The organism is Afipia sp. P52-10 (assembly GCF_000516555.1).
Lineage (GTDB): Bacteria > Pseudomonadota > Alphaproteobacteria > Rhizobiales > Xanthobacteraceae > P52-10.
On record NZ_AZSJ01000003.1, the window covers coordinates 1,898,794 to 1,917,327 of the forward strand.

General features: G+C 64.3%; 15 protein-coding genes. 9 read left to right on the forward strand and 6 right to left on the reverse strand.

What is annotated here, in order from left to right; genetic code table 11:
- From X566_RS10360 to X566_RS10375, 4 genes are read left to right on the forward strand one after another with little or no spacing between them, the layout of a single operon-like run.
- Complete coding sequence (locus tag X566_RS10360) at window positions 1–621, forward strand: DJ-1/PfpI family protein (protein ID WP_034465898.1); 621 nt, start codon at window positions 1–3, stop codon at window positions 619–621.
- A gap of 25 nt (window positions 622–646) precedes the next feature.
- Entirely contained in the window at window positions 647–1,036 is a 390-nt protein-coding gene (locus X566_RS10365; RefSeq protein WP_034465900.1) for a RidA family protein, read from the forward strand.
- Window positions 1,037–1,040: 4 nt separating this feature from the next.
- The gene (locus tag X566_RS10370) at window positions 1,041–1,625 is read left to right on the forward strand and encodes an MOSC domain-containing protein (RefSeq protein WP_081740125.1); all 585 of its coding nucleotides are present in this window, start codon (window positions 1,041–1,043) and stop codon (window positions 1,623–1,625) included.
- Window positions 1,622–2,563: a PDR/VanB family oxidoreductase gene (locus tag X566_RS10375; RefSeq protein ID WP_034465902.1), complete on the forward strand. Its 942-nt coding sequence runs from the start codon at window positions 1,622–1,624 to the stop codon at window positions 2,561–2,563. The genes X566_RS10370 and X566_RS10375 overlap by 4 nt, the downstream gene beginning before the upstream one ends.
- A 34-nt stretch (window positions 2,564–2,597) precedes the next feature.
- On the opposite strand, the gene X566_RS10380 is transcribed toward X566_RS10375, so the two are convergent.
- The 5 genes from X566_RS10380 to X566_RS10400 form a co-directional block, all read right to left on the reverse strand.
- Window positions 2,598–5,759, reverse strand: coding sequence for an efflux RND transporter permease subunit (locus X566_RS10380; RefSeq protein WP_034465904.1), 3,162 nt, complete (start codon window positions 5,757–5,759; stop codon window positions 2,598–2,600).
- Entirely contained in the window at window positions 5,756–7,024 is a 1,269-nt protein-coding gene (locus tag X566_RS10385; RefSeq protein ID WP_034465906.1) for an efflux RND transporter periplasmic adaptor subunit, read from the reverse strand. Before X566_RS10385 ends, X566_RS10380 begins: the two co-directional genes overlap by 4 nt.
- A gap of 216 nt (window positions 7,025–7,240) precedes the next feature.
- Complete coding sequence (locus X566_RS10390; protein ID WP_034465908.1) at window positions 7,241–8,998, reverse strand: NAD(P)/FAD-dependent oxidoreductase; 1,758 nt, start codon at window positions 8,996–8,998, stop codon at window positions 7,241–7,243.
- Between the two features lie 136 nt (window positions 8,999–9,134).
- Window positions 9,135–10,364, reverse strand: a complete 1,230-nt coding sequence (locus X566_RS10395; protein WP_034465910.1) for an acetyl-CoA C-acetyltransferase — start codon at window positions 10,362–10,364, stop codon at window positions 9,135–9,137.
- A 53-nt stretch (window positions 10,365–10,417) separates the two neighbouring features.
- The gene (locus X566_RS10400; protein ID WP_034465911.1) at window positions 10,418–11,200 is read right to left on the reverse strand and encodes an SDR family NAD(P)-dependent oxidoreductase; all 783 of its coding nucleotides are present in this window, start codon (window positions 11,198–11,200) and stop codon (window positions 10,418–10,420) included.
- Between the two features lie 271 nt (window positions 11,201–11,471).
- Between X566_RS10400 and X566_RS10405 the strand changes: the two genes are divergently transcribed.
- Both X566_RS10405 and X566_RS10410 read left to right on the forward strand, forming a co-directional pair.
- Window positions 11,472–13,769, forward strand: a complete 2,298-nt coding sequence (locus tag X566_RS10405; RefSeq protein ID WP_034465915.1) for a CoA transferase — start codon at window positions 11,472–11,474, stop codon at window positions 13,767–13,769.
- A 245-nt stretch (window positions 13,770–14,014) separates the two neighbouring features.
- Window positions 14,015–14,986: a S1C family serine protease gene (locus X566_RS10410; protein ID WP_034465917.1), complete on the forward strand. Its 972-nt coding sequence runs from the start codon at window positions 14,015–14,017 to the stop codon at window positions 14,984–14,986.
- A 129-nt stretch (window positions 14,987–15,115) separates the two neighbouring features.
- On the opposite strand, the gene X566_RS10415 is transcribed toward X566_RS10410, so the two are convergent.
- Window positions 15,116–16,087 (reverse strand): LysR family transcriptional regulator, encoded by a 972-nt coding sequence (locus X566_RS10415; protein WP_244434715.1) that lies wholly within the window; start codon window positions 16,085–16,087, stop codon window positions 15,116–15,118.
- Between the two features lie 191 nt (window positions 16,088–16,278).
- Here X566_RS10415 and X566_RS25510 point away from each other — a divergent pair, with 191 nt between their 5' ends.
- The 3 genes from X566_RS25510 to X566_RS25005 are packed head-to-tail and all read left to right on the forward strand — an operon-like array spanning window position 16,279 to window position 18,354.
- The gene (locus X566_RS25510) at window positions 16,279–17,553 is read left to right on the forward strand and encodes a GNAT family N-acetyltransferase (RefSeq protein WP_034465918.1); all 1,275 of its coding nucleotides are present in this window, start codon (window positions 16,279–16,281) and stop codon (window positions 17,551–17,553) included.
- Entirely contained in the window at window positions 17,550–18,152 is a 603-nt protein-coding gene (locus X566_RS10425) for a cysteine hydrolase family protein (protein WP_051443995.1), read from the forward strand. The genes X566_RS25510 and X566_RS10425 overlap by 4 nt, the downstream gene beginning before the upstream one ends.
- A 46-nt stretch (window positions 18,153–18,198) precedes the next feature.
- Complete coding sequence (locus X566_RS25005; RefSeq protein WP_160170461.1) at window positions 18,199–18,354, forward strand: hypothetical protein; 156 nt, start codon at window positions 18,199–18,201, stop codon at window positions 18,352–18,354.
- Window positions 18,355–18,534 lie beyond the last annotated feature (180 nt).

Genomic DNA, 18,534 nt, shown 5'->3' on the forward strand with positions numbered 1-18,534 from the left:
ATGCTGTTTGGAATCTTCATCTATGACGGCGTCGAGCCGATCGATCTCGCAACGTTCGGCGTGCTGTCCATGGCACGCCGAGTGGCCCCGCAGATCCGCATATGCACGATCGCGCCGAAGGCCGGTCTCGTGCATCTCTCGAACGGGCTCGATGTCGTCGCGCAGTTCGGCATCGATGATGCGCCGGCCTGCGACGTCGTCATCGTCACGGGCGGTCCGGGGTGGGGCGCGCAATCCCGCTCCCGCGTGACGCTTGATTACATCCGCCGCCTGCACGCATCGGGCAAGGTGGCGTCCGTGTGCACGGGAGCGATGATCCTGGCCGCGAGCGGCATCCTCGACAACAAGGTGGCAACGACGAAGCGCGCCGTCGTTCCGCCGGAGATTTCGCCGCTGAAGCAAATGCGTGACCTGTATCCCGCGATCGAGGTTCGTGAGGCGGCGCTGGTCGACACCGGAGCCGTCGTGACCGGCGGGGGCGTTTCGCTTTGCATCGATACGACCCTGCATATCCTGGAGACGATGCTCGGCGGTGCGGTGGCCAGCGAAACCGCACGCGTCCTCGAGTATCAGCGCGCCCGCAGCGCCAACATGAATAGCGAAGCCTTCCTCGCCGGCTAGGACCGGCCCATCAATCGGAGATCCCATGACCACCAAATCACTCGTCAGCACGGAGAAGGCGGCGCCGGCCGCGGGGCCTTATTCTCAAGCCACGCGAACAGAGCAACTCGTCTTCGCCTCGGGGCAACTGCCGATCGACCCGGCTTCGGGGCAGATTCCGGAAGGCATCGAGCAGCAGACGCGGCAGTCGCTGGCAAACCTGTCGGCGGTTCTTGCCGCCGGCGGCGCGTCCTTCGCCAGTGTCTTGAAGACCACGGTGTTCCTCAAGGACATGAATGATTTCGCGAGCATGAATGCCATCTATGCCGACTTCTTCGGCGAAGCGCCGCCCGCGCGCTCGACCATCGAGGTGGCGCGATTGCCGAAGGATGCACTGGTCGAAATCGAGGCGATCGCGCTGCGGACGGAGGGATGAAACCATGAGCGTTCAAGCGTCGGATCGGCCGCCGCCGAAGATGGTCGAGGCGTTCGAGCACCCTGCCGGTTCGGTGGCGACAAAGGTTCCCGGCGGAGCCGCGCAATGGCGGGGCAAGCTGCTTCATATTCATGTCGCGCCGAGCGCGAGCTACGAAATGGAAGAGCTGCAGGAAGCGGTGTGCGTCGCGGGTCGCGGCATCGTCGGCGACCGGTACTACACAGGCACCGGCACCTATTCGCCGAAGCCTGACGTCCGCGAGGTGACGTTGATCGAGCAGGAGGCGCTCGACGCGCTGTCGCGGAACGATCCGCCGCTGCAGAGCGGCCCGATCATGATCGAGCCGCGGGATCATCGACGCAATCTCACCGTCATCGGCGTGCCGCTCAACCACCTGGTCGGCCGGCGCTTCCGGGTGGGCGATGTCGTTCTGCGCGGCGGGCGTTTGAATTTCCCCTGCAAGTATCTGGAGGAGCTGCTGGATCGTCCGGTCTTCCTGCCCCTGTACAATCGATCGGGACTGAACTGCGGCATCGAGCGTGGCGGCATCATCCGTCCGGGCGATGCGATAGAGCTGTTGGACCAATGACGGCACGTTTGATCATGAAGCTGCGCGTCGAACAGGCGCACTTGAGCACGCCCGACGTTCTGCGTCTGCAGCTCGTCCATCCCAATCGGCCGACGCTGCCGGCATGGACGGCCGGGGCGCATGTCGATCTGCGGATGCCGGATGGCCGGGTCCGGCAATATTCCTTGTGCGGCGACCCTGCCGACACCTCCCGTTATGAGATCGCCGTCAAGCGCGAGGCGGTGAGCCGTGGAGGGTCGACATGGATCCACGACAACCTGCGCGAAGGGTGCGAGGCGCACATCTCAGCGCCGCGCAACAACCTGCCGCTGCAGGAGACGGGAGAGCGGTACGTTCTCGTCGCCGGCGGCATCGGCATCACGCCGCTGCTGCCGATGGCCCGCACGCTGAAGCGCTGGGGCAAGGACTTCATCGTGCATGACTGCGCGCGGTCGGAAGCCCAGGCGCCGTTGCTGGCGGAGCTTGCCGAGGTCTGCGGCGATCGCCTGCAATGCTGGTTTTCGAGCAGCGGAGCACGTTTCGATCCGACCATGATCGGTGCGTATCACCCGAACACCCATGTCTATGTCTGCGGCCCGCAGCGGCTTCTGGATGCCGTCCAGGCGTTTCTCGGCGACTGGCCGGAGGAGCAGGTGCACGGCGAAGTCTTCCAGACGACGCTGGACGAGAACTTCAAGCCCGAGCCGTTCGAGGCCAAGATCGCCTCAACCGGTCAGAGCTTTCTCGTCCCTGCGGACCGATCGTTGCTCGATGTCCTGCGCGAGAATGGCTTCATCATGCCGGCATCGTGCGAGATGGGGCTGTGCGGCTCCTGCGAGTGCGGCTACCGCGACGGGGCGGTGCTTCACCGCGACAAGGCGCTGCCGACCGCGAAACGGCAGGATCGGCTCATGCTGTGCGTGTCGCGTGCGCGGGTCAGCGTGACGCTCGATCTTTGAGGCACCATCGTCCCTTTGTCGGCGCGACCTGTCGTCAATGCGCGCCTGCGGAGGGCCCGGTGGGATGCGCTTGCGCGGGCCGTGCCGCGAACCGCCGCTTGACGCGCTCGCGCATGCTCTGGAACGTCGTGTACAGCATCGGGATCAGGAAGATGCCGATCGAGCTTGCGATCAGCATGCCGCTGAACACAGCGGTCCCGACGCCGCGCCGGCTGATCTGAGCGGCGCCGGTGGCGATCACCAGCGGCAGCAGGCCGAGGATGAAGGCGATCGACGTCATCATCACGGCGCGGAAACGCATCTTCGCGCCGAGGATCGCCGCTTCATCGATAGCCATGCCGGCCTCGCGCTGCTCCTTCGCGAACTCGACGATCAGAATGCCGTTCTTGGCGGCAAGCGCGATCAGCACCACGAGGCCGATCTGCGCGTAGAGGTCGAGGCTCAGTCCGGCGAGTTTGATGCCGACGAACGAGCCGAACACGCCGACGACCACCGACAGCAGCACCGGGATCGGGATCGTCCAGCTCTCGTACAGCGCGACCAGGAACAGGTACGCGAACAGCACCGCCAGCGCCAGGATGACGCCGGTCTGACCGGAGGCCTGCTGTTCCTGATAGGCCGTTCCGGTCCATTCGAAGGCATAGCCCGGGGGCAGGGTGGTGCGCGAGATGTCGGCCATCGCCGCCATCGCCGCGCCCGACGAGACGCCCGGCGCCGGGCTGCCGTTGATCGTGACCGAGCGGTAGTTGTTGTAGCGGGCAATCACCTGCGGTCCCTGCACGATCTTGAGGCTGGCGATCGAGCGCATCGGCACCATCTGGCCGCTGCTGTTGCGCACATAGATCTGCCAGATGGCGGGAATGTCGCCGCGGTCGGTGGCCTCGCCCTGCACGTTGACCTGCCATGTCCGGCCGTACAGGTTGAAGTTGTTGACGTAGATGCCGCCGAGGGTCGCCTGCAGCGCGGTGAAGACGTCGCTCATGCTCAACCCGAGCGCCTGCGCCTTGGCGCGGTCGATGTCGAGATAGATCGACGGATTGGTCGCGGTGAAGGTCGAGAAGACGCGGGAGAGGCGCGGATCGCGGTTGGCCGCGGCGACAAGCCCGCCCATCGCGCTGCTCATCGCTTCCGGCGCCTGGCCCTCCAGCGCTTCGAGCTGGTACTCGAACCCGCCGCTGGTGGACAGTCCGATGATCGGCGGCAGGTTGAACGGCAGCACGTTGGCCTGGCGGATTTGCGATCCGGCACCGAAGGTGCGCCCGATCAGCGCCTGCGCGGTCTCGGCGGCGGTCGCGCGGTCCGCAAACGGCTTCAGCCGCACCACCATCAAGGCGACGTTCGGTTCCGAGGCGCCGTCCAGCAACGAGAAGCCGATGATCGACAGGACGTTTTGAACGCCCGGCATCGGTTTGATCAGATTTTCGACCTGTTCGGTCACATTGCTGGTCCGCGACACCGAGGCGCCGTCCGGCAGCTGCACCATGACGAAGAAGGCGCCTTGGTCTTCCTCGGGCAGGAAGCCGGTCGGTGTCAGCAGCGAAATGCCGAAGGTGGCGCCGGCGAAGATCAGAAGCGCTACGAGTGACATCGCGGCCATGCGCACCAGGCGCCGCACGCCGCCGGCATAGCGGTCGCGGACCCAATCGATGCCGTTGCCGACGCGCCCCATGATGCCGCGCCGCGGTCCGCCATGGCGCAGGAACAGCGCGCAGAGCGCCGGCGAAAGCGTCAACGCGTTGATGGCCGAGATCACCATCGCCGCGGAGATCGTGACCGCGAACTGCCGGAATAGTTCGCCGGAGATGCCCGGAATGAACGCGATCGGAACGAACACGGACAGCAGGACCAGCGTGATCGCGATCACCGGCGCGGTGATCTGCGTCATCGCCTTCTTGGTCGCGTCGGCGGGAGAGAGTTCCGGCTCCTCCTCCATCACCCGCTCGACGTTCTCGACCACCACGATGGCATCATCCACGACGATGCCGATCGCGAGGACCATCGCCAGCAAAGATACCGTGTTCGCCGAATAGCCGAAGATCAGCAGCACGACGAACGTGCCGATCAGGCTGACCGGCACGGCGACGGCGGGAATGATGGTAGCACGGAGGTTGCCGAGGAACAGAAACACAACGATGACGACGAGCACGAACGCTTCCGCGAGGGTTTTCATCACCTCGGTCACCGTGTCGCGCACGAAATCGGTGGAGTCGTACATCACCATGGATTTGAGCCCAGGCGGGAAGCGCTCTGACAGTTGCTGCAATGTCTTCTGAACCGCCGCTGCCGTCTTCACGGCGTTCGCACCCGGCGCAAGATAGATGCCGATAGGAACCGCAGGCTTGCCGTCGATCCGCGATTCGTTGTCGAGGTTCTGCGCACCGATCTCGACACGGGCCACATCGCGGATGCGCAGGATCGAGCCGTCCGGATTGGCGCGCAGCACGATGTTGCCGAACTGCGCCGGGTCAGCGAGCCGGCCCTGGGTCTGCACGTTGAACTGGAACTGCTGCTGGTCGCTGATCGGCCGGGCGCCGATGCGCCCGACCGGGGCCTGCACGCTCTGCGCCCTGATGGCATTGATGACATCGGAAGGGGCGAGGTTGAGACTGGTCAGCCGCTGCGAATCGAACCAGATTCGCATCGAGTAGTTCATCTTCGCGAACAGGTTGGCCTGGCCGACGCCGGGCGTGCGCGAGATCGCATCCAGCACGTTGATGATCGCGTAATTGGTGATGAACAGCGGGTCCTGCTCGCCGTTCTCGCTGTACAGCGCGATGAATTGCAGCACCGCCGAGGACTGCTTGGCCACGGTCAGGCCCTGCAGCTGCACCTCCGAGGGCAGTTGCGACAGCGCGGTCTGCACGCGGTTGTTGACGTTGACGGTGTTGATATCGGGATCGGTGCCGAGCGCGAACGATACGGTGAGGCTGTAGCTGCCGTCATTGCCGCTGGTGGACTTCATGTACAGCATCTTGTCGACGCCGACGATCCGCGCCTCGAGCGGCTGGGCGACGCTGCTTTCGACCACCTCCGCCGAAGCGCCGGGGAAGACGCCGGATACGGTGACTTGCGGCGGAACGATATCGGGGAATTGCGCCACCGGAATGCGCGTGAGCGCGAGCGCGCCGGCGATCGTCATCACGAGCGCGATGACGATGGCAAGACGCGGGCGATCGACAAAGACTGAGGAGATCATTTGCTGTTACCCGCCGGCGCATTGCCGCTGTTGCCGGGCGCGCTTCCGGATGCCGGCGGCTTCGGCTGGCTGGCATCTCCCGCAGCGTTGTTCACCGACGCTTCGAACTGTGCACTGGGCTGCCCGGGCGCGACCGGCTGGCCCGGGCGCACCCGCTGCAATCCCTCGACGATGACCTTGTCGGTCTCGGACAGGCCGCTCATCACGGCGGCGACAGTGGAGGTCGATTGTCCGAGCTGAATGCCGCGTCGCTCGGCCTTGTTGTCGGCGCCGACCACGAACACGTAGTCGCCCTGCTGGTCCGACAGCACGGCCGAGCGCGGAACGGCGAGGACCTGAACCGGCTGGACCCCCTCCAGCATCACGGTGACGAATTCGCCGTCCACGAGTTCGCGGACGCTGCCGTTGACATCGGCGGCCTCATAGAGCTTCGGATTGGGGATCGTGCCTCGCAGCAGGATGGTGTCGGTGTTGCTGGCGATCGTGTTCTCGACGAAGTTGAGGTGTCCGGTCTGCTCGTAGAGCTTGCCGTTCGGTCGCCTGAGCCGGATCACGACGGCATTGAAGCCGCCGGCGGTGGCATAGCGATCACGCAGATCCAGCGCCTCGCGAACGGAGACCGGAAAGGTCACGTACATCGGGTCTTGGCTGACGATGGTGGTGAGGACGCCCGAGCTCGGGCTGACTACGTTGCCGTCGGTGACGGCGGTGCGGCTGATCCGGCCGTCGATCGGCGAGCGGATATCAGTATAGTCGAGATTGATCTGGGACAGTTTGACCTGAGCTTCGGCAGCCTGGACCTGCGCCGCCAGGCTGCGCTCGTTGGCGAGCGCCGTGTCGTAGTTCGATTGCTGTCCGGCAGGTCCGCGCAGCAGGATGCGCTGCCGTTCGGTGGTGAGCTTCGCAAGGTCGAGCGAGGCTTGCAGTTGCGCGACCTGCGCCTGCTTGGTGGCGAGATCGGCCTGGAACGGGCCCTGTTCGAGACGGTAGAGCGGATCGCCGACCTTGACCTCGGCGCCTTCCTCGAACAGGCGTTTGTCGATGAATGCGGTGACGCGCGCCACGACGTTGACGCGGTTGACGGCTTCGACGCGTCCGAGGAATTCGCTGGACTCGGTGACAGGTCGCCGCGTCGGTTGCAGCACGCCGACTGCAGGCGGGCCCGCAGGGGCCGGCTGGGCATGAGCCGCGCCACTCAACAAGAGGAGCGCCATCGCTCCGGGACGGAGCACGCATCCTGCAAAGCCGAACCCGGTAAGACGCATGTCTGCCTCTCCTTGGCCGCGGTCAGAACGACAGGGTAGCACGTCGGATTTTTCCGCAAAGCGGGAAAAGCAGTTGCTCCAATTTGTGACAATCAAGCGCGCGGCGAGGGCGCGTCCGGCAATGGAGGCGCGCGGCCGTCGTCATTTGCACGCGGTATATGCACGCGGTCTTGATGGAAGGGAGATGACGGCTGGCCAGGCGAGAGCCTCTCGCGGTCAGAGCATGCCTTCCTCGCAAGCCTTGATCTGCAGGGCGAGATATTTTGAATTGATGCGGCATTGGGCAAGACCGCCGGCGATGAACCAAAGGCCCGGCTGCGCCGTGCGCGTATACATGTTGCGCAGTTCCTGCTTCTCGCCGAATCCCCAGATCGGGCCGATGCGTGCGGCAACGCCGTCGCCGAACAGCTTGCGGACCAGATGCTCCTGTCCCTTGTAGCCGGTGGCGAGCACGATTAAATCTGCGTCAATCGCTTTGCCGTCCTTCAAGATCGCGCCGCCGGCAGTGAAGGTCTCGATATCAGCGAACTGCGCGAGATCGATCTTGCCTTCGACGATCAAGTCGGAGCAGCCGACATTGAAGTAATAGCCGCCGCCTCGGGTCAGGTATTTGAACTGCCATCCCGTGTTGTTGTCGCCATAGTCGAGCTTGAAGCCCTTGGCCGTGAGACCGTCGAGCAGGGCTTGATCCAGTTGCCTTGCGTGATCGGTCATATGCGCATGGCTTTTGCGGCCGACCTGCAGCGGCGTTCCCGTCGCGATCAGATCGCAGTCCTCCAGCGACGGCCCCTCGTCATACAACGTGTAGACGAGCTGCGCGCTCGGCTCGATGTTGATGACCAGGGTCGGCGAGCGCTGTACCAGCGTCACGCGCGCGCCGCTTGAATGGAGATCCTGCGCGATATCATGACCACTGTTGCCGGTGCCGATGACGATGGCGCGCTTGTCCTTCCAATCCTCGCCGTCGGTGTATTGGCTCGAATGCAGGGTCGTGCCGGTGAATGTTTTCAGCGACGGAATGTCGGGCAGACTCGGAATGCCGCTGACGCCTGTGGCCATGACGACGTGCCGCGGCCGCATCGTGCGTCGTGTCCCGTCGGCGCGGCGCAGCGTCACCACCCAACGGCGTTCATGCTCGTCGTAACGCCCGCCTTCGAACTCGGTGGCGGTCCAGTAATTCAGCTCCATGCTCTCGACATAAGCCTCGAACCAGCCGGCCAGCTTGTCCTTCGGGACGTAGCGCGGCCAGTTCGGCGGGAAGAGCATGTAGGGCAGGTGATTGACGTGCACCTGGTTGTGCAGCGTCAGTGCGTGATAGCGATTGCGCCACATGTCACCGATGCGCCGTTCGCGATCGACGATCAGCGTATCGACATTGAGCTGCTTCAGCCGGGCGGCGATGGCGAGGCCGGACTGGCCGCCGCCGACCACCAGCACGGCCGGATCGCGGTCGTCATAGGCGGCCGCAGTCCGTCTCAGGTCCAGCCAGTTGGGGCCGCGGAAGTCGCGCGAGTAGGATTGCCCGGCGGGCCTGGCGGAGCCCAGCTTTTCTTCGAAGCCTTTCAACTCGTCCAGGGTCGTCAGCAGCGTCCACGCCATGAGCGTGTTGTGATCCTGCGGATCGGGCGTGAGGCGGACGACGCCGCTGCCGCGGCCGATCGTCGTCTGGAACTGAAAGATCGCTTCGATGGTGCGGGTGCCGGCGCGGGTGACGATGCGCGGTGCTGCGCGCGAGGCGGGGATGGAGAAGCGGGCTGCGCCGGTTTGCGGCGCATAGGTCTTGAGCGCGTCGCGGATCGAATCGCGGCCGCTGAGCGTGTGATAGTCCCAGCGGAAGGCGAGGATGTCGCGCCAGTGGCTGTCGGATTGGAACAGGGCGGCGAAGGCGCGATCTTCGGGTTTGGCGAGCGCCTGTTCGAACGCCGCCAGCCAGGCTTCGGTCGCGGCTTTGGGGTCTTCGGTGACGGCAAGCATGTGGCGTCCTCCCCGGTCGAGCTGGTCTTCTCCGTTTGATCGGAGTTTGCAAAAGTCTAGGTCGTGCCTCCAAGAAATAAAGCCCACTCCGGACATGTCCGGAATGGGCTTTGTGCATCAGGTGACGGAACGCGGGTCAGACGCGCTCGATGATGATGGCCGGGGCCATGCCGCCCGCAGCACACATGGTGACGAGGCCGCGGCGGAGATTACGACGCTCCAGCTCGTCCAGCACGGTGCCGATCAGGATCGAACCGGTCGCGCCGATCGGATGGCCGAGGGCGATCGAGCCGCCATTGACGTTGACCTTCTCGCGATCCAGCTTGAGGTCACGGATGAACTTCTCGGCGACGACGGCGAAAGCCTCGTTGATCTCCCACAGGTCGATGTCGTCGACCTCGAGGCCGGCCCGCGCCAGCACCTTGCGCGCGGCTGGAACCGGCGCATTCAGCATCAGCGTCGGCGAGTCGCCGATGTTGGCGGTTGCGACCACGCGGGCGCGCGGCTTCAAGCCGTGTTCCTTGGCGTATTTGGGCGAAGCCAACAGCACCGCCGCCGAACCATCGACCACGCCGGACGAGTTGCCCGCGTGATGGATGTGGTTGATCGCCAGATCCGGATACTTCTCGAGGATCATCTTGCGGTAGGTGGTGCCTTTCTCGTCGAGGTCGAAGTCGGCGAGCGCGGGGAAGGCGGGCTTCAGGCTGGCCAGTCCTTCCAGCGTCGTCTGCGGCCGCGGATATTCCTCGCGGTCGAGCGCCAGCGAGCCGTCCTCACGATAGACCGGCACCAGGCTCTTGTTGAAATGGCCGCCCTCGATGGCCTTCGCGGCACGCTGCTGGCTGCTGAGCGCGAGCCGGTCGGTGTCTTCGCGGGTGATGCCTTCCAGCGTCGCCACCGCATCCGCGCAGACCCCTTGATGCGACTGCGGATGCCGCGCGCGCAGGCGCAGGTTTCCCGCGTCCATCATGTTGTCGCCGCCGGCGCGGCGCTCCATCGACATCTTCTCGGTGCCGCCGGCGATCACCAGATCCTCCTGGCCCGACATGATCTGCGCCGCCGCCAGGCTGACCGAGGTGATGCCCGAGCCGCAGAAGCGGTCGAGCGTCACGCCGCTGGCGCGAACGTCGTAGCCCGCATCGAGCGCGGACATGCGGCCAAGGTCACGGCTCTGCTGGCCGACCTGAGCGCTGGTGCCCCAGATGATGTCGTCGACATCACCGGTGTTGAGGTTGTTGCGGTCCGCGATCGCGCGCAGAACGGTGGCGCCGAGCTGCTGCGGGTGAATGTCCGACAGTGCGCCTTTGCCGGCCTTGCCGATGCCGCGGGGCGTTCGGCATGCATCGATGATCAGTGCTTCTGCCATGGTCGTTCTCCGACGTCGTTCTCCGAATGGGTTCTGTTTGCGGAGCCGCGGGGTTAGCGCGGCGCCATGCGGATGGCGCCGTCCAGACGGACATCCTCGCCGTTGAAGTAGCCGTTGGTGATCATGGTGTAGGCGAGTTGCGCGTATTCCTCGGGGCGGCCGAGACGACGCGGGAATGGAACCTGCGCGCCGAGCGCGGCTTTCACGTTCTCCGGCGCGCGGGCCAGCAGCGGCGTGTCGAAGATGCCCGGCAGGATCGTGTTGACGCGGATGGCTTCGCTGGACAGATCGCGAGCCACGGTCAGGGTCATGCCGACGATGCCCGCCTTCGAGGCGGTATAGGCGGCCTGGCCGATCTGGCCGTCCTCGGCGGCGACCGACGCGGTGTTGACGATCGCACCGCGATCGCCATCCGGCAGCGGCTCCAGCGACAGCATGCCGGCTGCGCTCTTGGTGATGCAGCGGAACGTGCCGATCAGGTTGACCTGGATGATCCGCTCGAAATTATCGAGCGGATACTCCTTGATCTCGCGCGTCTGTTTGTCGCGGGAGACGGTCTTCACTGAACCGCCGACGCCGGCGCAGTTTACGAGAATGCGCTCCTGGCCGATCGCCGCCCGCGATTTCGCAAATGCAGCATCAACCTCCGGCGAGGAGGTGACGTTGACCTTGCAGAACACGCCGCCGAGTTCCTTGGCGAGCTTTTCGCCGAGCTCTTCGTTCAGGTCGAACAGGGCGACCTTGACCCCGTGCGACGCGAGCAGCCGCGCCGTTGCAGCACCGAGCCCCGAGGCGCCGCCCGTAATAACCGCTGAAATCGATGAATCCAGTTTCATAGTCCTGCTTCCTCACCTGAATGCCAAGCTCGCCTGAATGCCAAGCTCGTCTGAATGCCTTGCGCGGCTTCGTCTGCGTGCATCATGCGCCAAAAAGGGCCTTCAATCAGGCGTTACCGCCACATTGCATCGCAACGCAACTGAGCGAAAACGCTAGGCTCATGCAGAGGACGCAAGCTGCTATTCGAACTTAGGCGATCGTGCAGTGATTATCTGCCCGCACAATTTGCTATAGGCAATCTGGCACAATTCTCAAACGAGAAGAACACAAATGGAAGCGCTGGGCACACTGCAGGTCGTCGATTTAACGGATGGGATCGCGGGACCGATCGTCGGCATGTTCATGTCGGACTTCGGGGCGGAGGTGATCAAGATCGAGCCTCCGGGCGGCGATCCGGGGCGGGATGCGCCCGGCTTCGCGATGTGGAATCGCGGCAAGAAGAGCGTCGTGGTCGATCCGGGCAATGCGGAGCAATGCCGCTGGCTCGGGACTCTGATCGCCGGCGCGGATGTCTGCATCGTCCGGGGCGCTGATACGCTGCGGCGCTTCAACCTCGCCGCCGACGAGCTGTCCAAGCGGAATGCTCGGCTGATCATCGTAGAGATGCCGCCCTATGGGCGCGAGACGCCGTGGAGCAGCGAGCATGAATCCCAGGCGCTGCTGGCGGCAGCGGGTGGGATCGCTTGGCGGCAGTCATCGACCGACGGCGGTCCGATCGATTCCGTCTTTCCGCATCTGCTCTATGTCCAGGGCGTGTGGGCCACGGTCTGCACGGTGGCGGCGCTGATCGAGCGGGAACGCTCGGGATTCGGCCAGAGCGTCACGGTTTCCGGCATCAATGCGGTGATGGAGGCTGCGGTCGGCTCGTTCACGGTCAATCCCGACAATCCCGATCCGAGCACGGCTGTCGGGACCGGCGGCCGTCATCCGACCTACACGCGCTATCGGACCAAGGATGACCGCTGGGTTGCTTGCGGCGCGCTGGGCGGCAAGTTCGAGACCAAGCTGATCCATGCGCTCGGCCTCGGCGATATGCTGAAGGACCCGCGCATGGACGGCAAGATCGAAAATCTGGTGCTCGCCGCCAACGTCGATTGGGCCAAGGAGAAGGTTGCAAGTGAGTTCCTGAAACGCAACTGCGACGAGCTGCTGGAGATGATCAGCGGACTTGGCATTCCCTGCGGCTCGCTTGGGCCGACCGAGGAATGGCTCGACCATCCGCAGGTCAAGGCGATCAATATGCGCGCCGAGGTGCAGGATCCGGAGCGCGGCGCCGTCACGATGCCGGGCGTGCCGATCAACCTGACGAAGACGCCGGGCAGGGTGCATGGACCGGCGCCGAAGCTTGGGGCGGACACGGGCAAGGTTGCGGTTCGCCCGGCGCCGCCGCAGCCGGACAAGATGCCGCCGCTGCGTCCAGGACCGCTCAATGGCTTCCGTATCCTCGACATGGGAACGTTCGTCGCCGGTCCCTATTGCGGGTTGCTGCTGTCCGAGCTCGGCGCCGACGTTCTGAAGGTCGAGCCGCTGACCGGCGATCCGTTCCGCGCCACCGGCTTCACCTACAACCGCGGCATGCGCAGCCTTGCCATGGATTTGCAGAATCCGGACGGGCGCGACGCGTTCTATGAGATGGTCAAGGTCAGCGACGTGGTGATCGACTCTCTGCGTCCCGGCGTCACCCGCAAGCTCGGGATCGATTTCGAGAAGCTGAATTCGCTCAAGAGCGGCGTCATCACCATCTCGCTGTCGGCCTATGGCGAGGGCGGGCCGCTGTCGCAATTGCCCGGCGTCGATATGGTGCTGCAGGCGATGAGCGGCATGATGACCACCCAGGGCGGCACCGACGAGCCGGTGGCTAACACCATTGCCATCATCGATGTGACGACGGCGGCGATGAGCGTCCTCTGCTGCGTGCTCGGTCTGTATCACCGCCAGCGGACGGGGGAGGGGCAGCGCATCTGGGATTCGCTCGCCGCCACGGCGACTTATCTGCAGTCGGAAGAGCTGGTGCGCTATACCGGCCGTCCGGCGCTGGTGAAGGGCAGCGAGAACCATCGCGGTCCCGGCTGGCTCGACCGTTTCTATCAGACCAAGGACGGCTGGATTCGCGTACAGGCAACCAAGCCCGAAGCCGTCTCCAAGGAGACGCTCGGCAACGCCGGGATCAAGCTGAACGGAACCAACGACAAGGTGGCGGCGCTCGCCGAGGTGCTCGCGCCATTGTCCAGCGATGAGGCGATCAGCCGTCTGGCGTCCGCGGGTGTTGCCGCGGCCCGGGCGCGGCGCGTCTCCGAGGTTTTGCGCGATCCGGTTCTGGCAAAGGACGATTTCGTGCACATCCGCGCAGCATCGGACGGCACGTTCTTCGTCGCGCCGGGCCGTTATGCGACCTTCAGCCGGACGCAGCGTTCGGGTCCGATGCGCGTGGCGGGGATCGGCGAACATACGGTCGAAGCGTTGAACAGCGCCGGACTGTCCAACGAGCGGATCGAGGCGCTGGCGAAATCCCGCGCGGTCGTCATCGGCCAACCGATGGATCAGAAGCTGATGCCGTCGTACCGCTAAAGGCGGCGCTGGCGCGCAGTTTAGGTCTTTTCCAAGCGGCAGGCGCCAAGCCTGCTGCTTGCGAATGTGCGCCGGTGAGGCGTCCGTGATAATGTCCGGCAGTCGTTAGAGGCGGTAATCGGAGCGCTGCCGGCCCGATCATCGTCGGTCGATGAGGTTGCGATCAAACAGTGTCCAACCGATATGACGGGAGGCCGCAGATCGTGATGCGGCCGGCCAGACTCGACAGCGGACAGGAGGCCTGAATGGCTTCGGTGACTGAATGGAAGGTGCCAGCGGCAGCCCAGCCGCGTGCGGAAGACTATCAATTCGATCTCGAACGCGCCCTCTCCGCGGTGGTCGGGCTGCATTCCATCATCCCGAGCGATGCCTTCACAGCCAACACGCTTGGAACGGAACGTGTCGGCAACGGTGTGTTGATCGATCACGGACTGGTGCTGACGATCGGCTATCTGATCACCGAGGCAGAAACCGTCTGGCTGCATTTGTCCGACGGGCGCGTTGCCGAGGGGCATGTGCTTGGCATCGACCAGGAAACCGGCTTCGGTCTGGTACAGGCGTTCAGCGATCTTGGGATCGAGCCGCTTCGGCTTGGCGATTCCAGCGCGGCGCAGATCGGCGATCGGATCGTGGTCGGCGGTGTCGGTGGCCGTACGCGGTCGCTGGCAGGCCGGATCGCCGCGAAGCAGGAGTTCGCGGGCTATTGGGAGTATGCGATCGACGAAGCGATCTTCACCTACCCTGCGCATCCCAATTGGGGCGGCGCAGGATTGATTTCGACGCGCGGCGAGCTGTTGGGCATCGGTTCGCTGCAAATCGAACGCGTGCATGAAGGCCGCAACGAGTATCTCAACATGATCGTGCCGATCGATCTGTTGAAGCCGATCTTGAGTGACTTGCGCAAGTTCGGCCGCGTCAACAAGCCGACGCGTCCGTGGCTTGGGATGTATGCGACGGAAATCGACGACAAGATCGTCGTTGTCGGGATTTCTCCGAAGGGGCCTGCGGCACGGGCCGAGATCAAGACCGGGGATGTCATTCTCGCGGTCAACAGCGAGCGCATCGCAGGTCTGCTGGATTTTTATCGCAAGCTCTGGGCGACCGGCCCTGCGGGCGTCGATATCCCTCTCACGTTGCAGCGTGAGGGCGATACCTTCGACGTCGTGCTGAAATCTGCCGACCGTCTGCGCTTTCTGCGGACGCCCCGCCTGCACTGATGGCGGCCGTGGCGGCGGCCGCGCGCCGGCGTTGCGATTCATGCGGTGGCGAGGTTCTGATGCGGTTCTTCATGCGAGCCGGTCTTCACCCTGGATCGAATCCAGGACCGGCTTCTGCCCGGACGTGCTTCAGCGTTCCGGCTGCATGCCGAATCCGGCGAAGCCTTCGAACATGTTGACGAGCGGCCCGCCGGTATAGGCACGCTGCAGCTCGTTCGGGTGAATGAACTCATCCCTGAACCAGGGGAAGTGCATCGGCGAGAACGCATCGACGATCCAGTCGATCATGCGGCGGATGCGCGGAATCTTGTTCGCGTCCGGATGGAAGGCGAGCACGATGTCGAGGGCGTGACGGTAATCGACGTCGATGGGAATGACCCGCGCGCCGATCGCAGTCGCGTAGGTCGGCAGCCAGCCGATGCCAGCCCCCTTGGCGATCGCCCAGTAGTGAGCGCTGCTGACATTATTCAGCATCGTCACAAAGCCGGCCTGGGGGATGTGCGAGAACCACTTGTTGTAGAACTCTTGCGCCAGGGCCTGATCCGCCGACTGGATGACGATCCGGTGCTTGACGAAATCCTCCTTGGTCTTCGGGATGCCGAAGGTGTCGGCATAGGAGCGCCCGGCGAACGGCACCAGATGCAGGCGGCCGAGCTTGATGACTCTGAGGTCCGGAGATGTCGGCATCGCCAACTGCACCGCGAGGTCGGCTTCGAGCCGCAGCAGGTCGGCGGAGCGCATGGTGCAGGCCAGGTTGAGCTGCAGATGCGGATACGCGCGCTGGAACTCGATCAGGCGCGGTGTCAGCCAAAAGGTTCCGAGGCCTTCGGTGATGGCGATGCGGACCTCTCCCGCGAGCATGGGGGCCGCCTGATCGCGGGCGCGCAGCAGGCCGAACGCGGCTTGTTCCATCTGCTCGGCGGTCCGGAAAATCTGCTCCGCTTCGATCGTGACGCGCACGCCATCGACATGCCGGGTCAAGAGCTTGAGGCCGAGGCCGCGTTCGAGCTCGTCGATCTTGCGACGGAGGACGTTGATCGACATCCCCAGCGACTCTGAGGCGGAGCGGAAGCTGCCGCGGCGGGCGATCTCGAGGAACAAGCGAATGCCTTCCCAGTCCGGCGTTCGTCCGGGACCGAGCTGGATTGGGGGGTGTTCTTCTGGCGAAACACCCCTTTCTGCGACGCGGTACAGACGCCTGCCGCTGCTCAATCTATTCTCCATTCAGCGCTTTCATGAGCTTCGTCGAGCTTTGCAAGTTCTATCGGGGCTGACAACAGGAAAGAGAGACGATGACTGCGCATGATCCCGCAATGAGCCGCATGGCAGCCCGGCTGAGCGAGCCGGTCAAGGCGCCCGGCCACTCGCTGAACGGCATAGAGGCCGAGAAGCTCGCCAAGCGGCTGGTGGTTTTCACACCTGGGGGCCGGGAAATCGATGCGATGGTCGCGCGCGCGCGGATCGCGTTGCCCGGTCTCGCGTCGGCCGCGGTGGTGCACCGGGTGGTCTCGCATAATCCGGATTCACTCTGGGCGATCGCCCGCAAGCGGCATTTCGATTCGACGAACCCCAGGGGCGAAGGCTTCGTCGCGTTCCTGATGCTGAACGAGGCCGGCATGCGACAGCTCATGGCGGGCGAACTGGACGCGACAAATCCCGACCTGTCGCTGATCGCCGCCCAGAACGAGAAGCCTGCCGGGATCTATGTGTGGGCGGTGTTCGCGCCGCGGGTGCTGGTCGGCGGCGTGCCGCTGGTGTTCGAGAAGATCTCCACGCCGAACTACCTTGACGCCGATCTCTATTCGCGCGGCGTCACGGTAGAAGGCTACCGGTTTCTCGATTCCCTCGGTTTCGAACGGGGCGCCCGCTATGGCGGTGTCGAAAACGGTCACATGCATATGTTCCGTCGTCGCGCGGCGGCGGCCGAGCAGAAGGCATCGCCGCTTTATGACGGCTATCACGGCGCCGCGCCGGAGAAGGCGATCGCGGTGACCGTTGCCCGGACGATCGAGGATATGATGCGGGTCGTAGCGATGCGCAGCGCCGTCTACATCGGCGAGCAGGAGTGTCCCTACGACGAGGAGTTCGACGGAAACGATTTCACCGGCACCAATCTGCTCGGGTACGTCGGCAATGAGCCGGCAGGCTGCATCCGAATTCGTTACTTCGCCGATTTTGCCAAGATCGAACGGCTGGCGGTGCGCAAGGAGTTCCGCAACACGCGGCTGTCGTTCCATCTCGTGCGCGCCGCGATCGATTTGTGCCGCGCCAAGGGCTATCAGCGCCTGTACGGCCATGCGCAGAAACGCTTGGTCAAGTTCTGGGGGCGGTTCGGCTTCGAAGTGCTCGCCGGCGGGCGTGAGCTGGTGTTCTCCGATTTCGACTACGTCGAGATGGTGATGGAGACCGAACGAGATCCGGCAGCCATTGCTATCGGTCAGGATCCCTACATCGTCATCAGGCCCGAGGGACGCTGGCATCATCCCGGCATTCTCGAGCGATCGAGCGGCCGCGCCGTGACCCGTCCATCGGTCGATGTTGATACAGCCCGCAGGACCAGCGCGTGACCAGGATCATCCCGCTTCGGGCCATCACCGACCCGACCCATATCCCAACGCTTGTCCTGGTGGACATGCAGAAGGAATACGTCGCAAACGCGCGGGCGCTCGCCCTCACCGATACGGAACAGGCGCTCGCCAACTGCCGGCTCGCATTGGCGCATGCTCGAAGCGCCAGGATTCCAGTGGTGTTCGTGCGCTGGCAAGGAATCTCGCCGTTCTTCAATCCGGCTACCCCTTTTTCCGGCTGGATCGAAGGATTCGAACCGACCCGCGACGATGCGGTGTTCGAGCGCAGCAGGCCATCCTGTTATGCGAGCGGAATGTTCGCCGACATGATGGCCTACGCAGGCAATCATATCGTGCTCGCGGGGTTTGCGGGTGAGGCCGCATGTCTCGCGACGGCGATCGATGCGTTCCATCGAGGACAGCGTATCACGTTCCTCGAGGATGCGTCGGCAAGTCATGGGCTTGGGGAGTTTGACGCTTTCGAAGTTCACGGTGTCATCTCTAGAATAGTGGAACTGTACGGCGATGTCTGTTCAACGCACTCCTGGATCGCGTCCACGGCAATCGACAGGCCCGCGCGATATGAACAACGGCTCTAGCGACGCGGAAGCGCTGCTCGATATCGTGGCGCGCCTGGATGCGATCATGGCCGAGCTGAGAAGCGGCGGGCTGGATTTTTCCGCGCAACTGGTCGCGATGGCACGCCTGGAACTGATGATGACGGTCCACCGCATCTCCGAACAGGAGGTGGGTGCATTGCGATCGCTGTTCGAGGGCGGCGAGCGCAAGATGCTGTCCTAGTCTGCTTCGAGCCGAAGCCGGCACAGGTTCGCTTTAGGAGCGCGCTTCACGCAGGAGACGAAGCGCCTCCGGCTCTGGTCCGATCGGAGCCGGAGCGATTGGCGTTTCCGGAAAGCGGGTCTTCTCTGCCCGCTGGTTTGCCGTGGCGGGCGGNTGGTGGTCTAAAGGCTGCTCATGCTG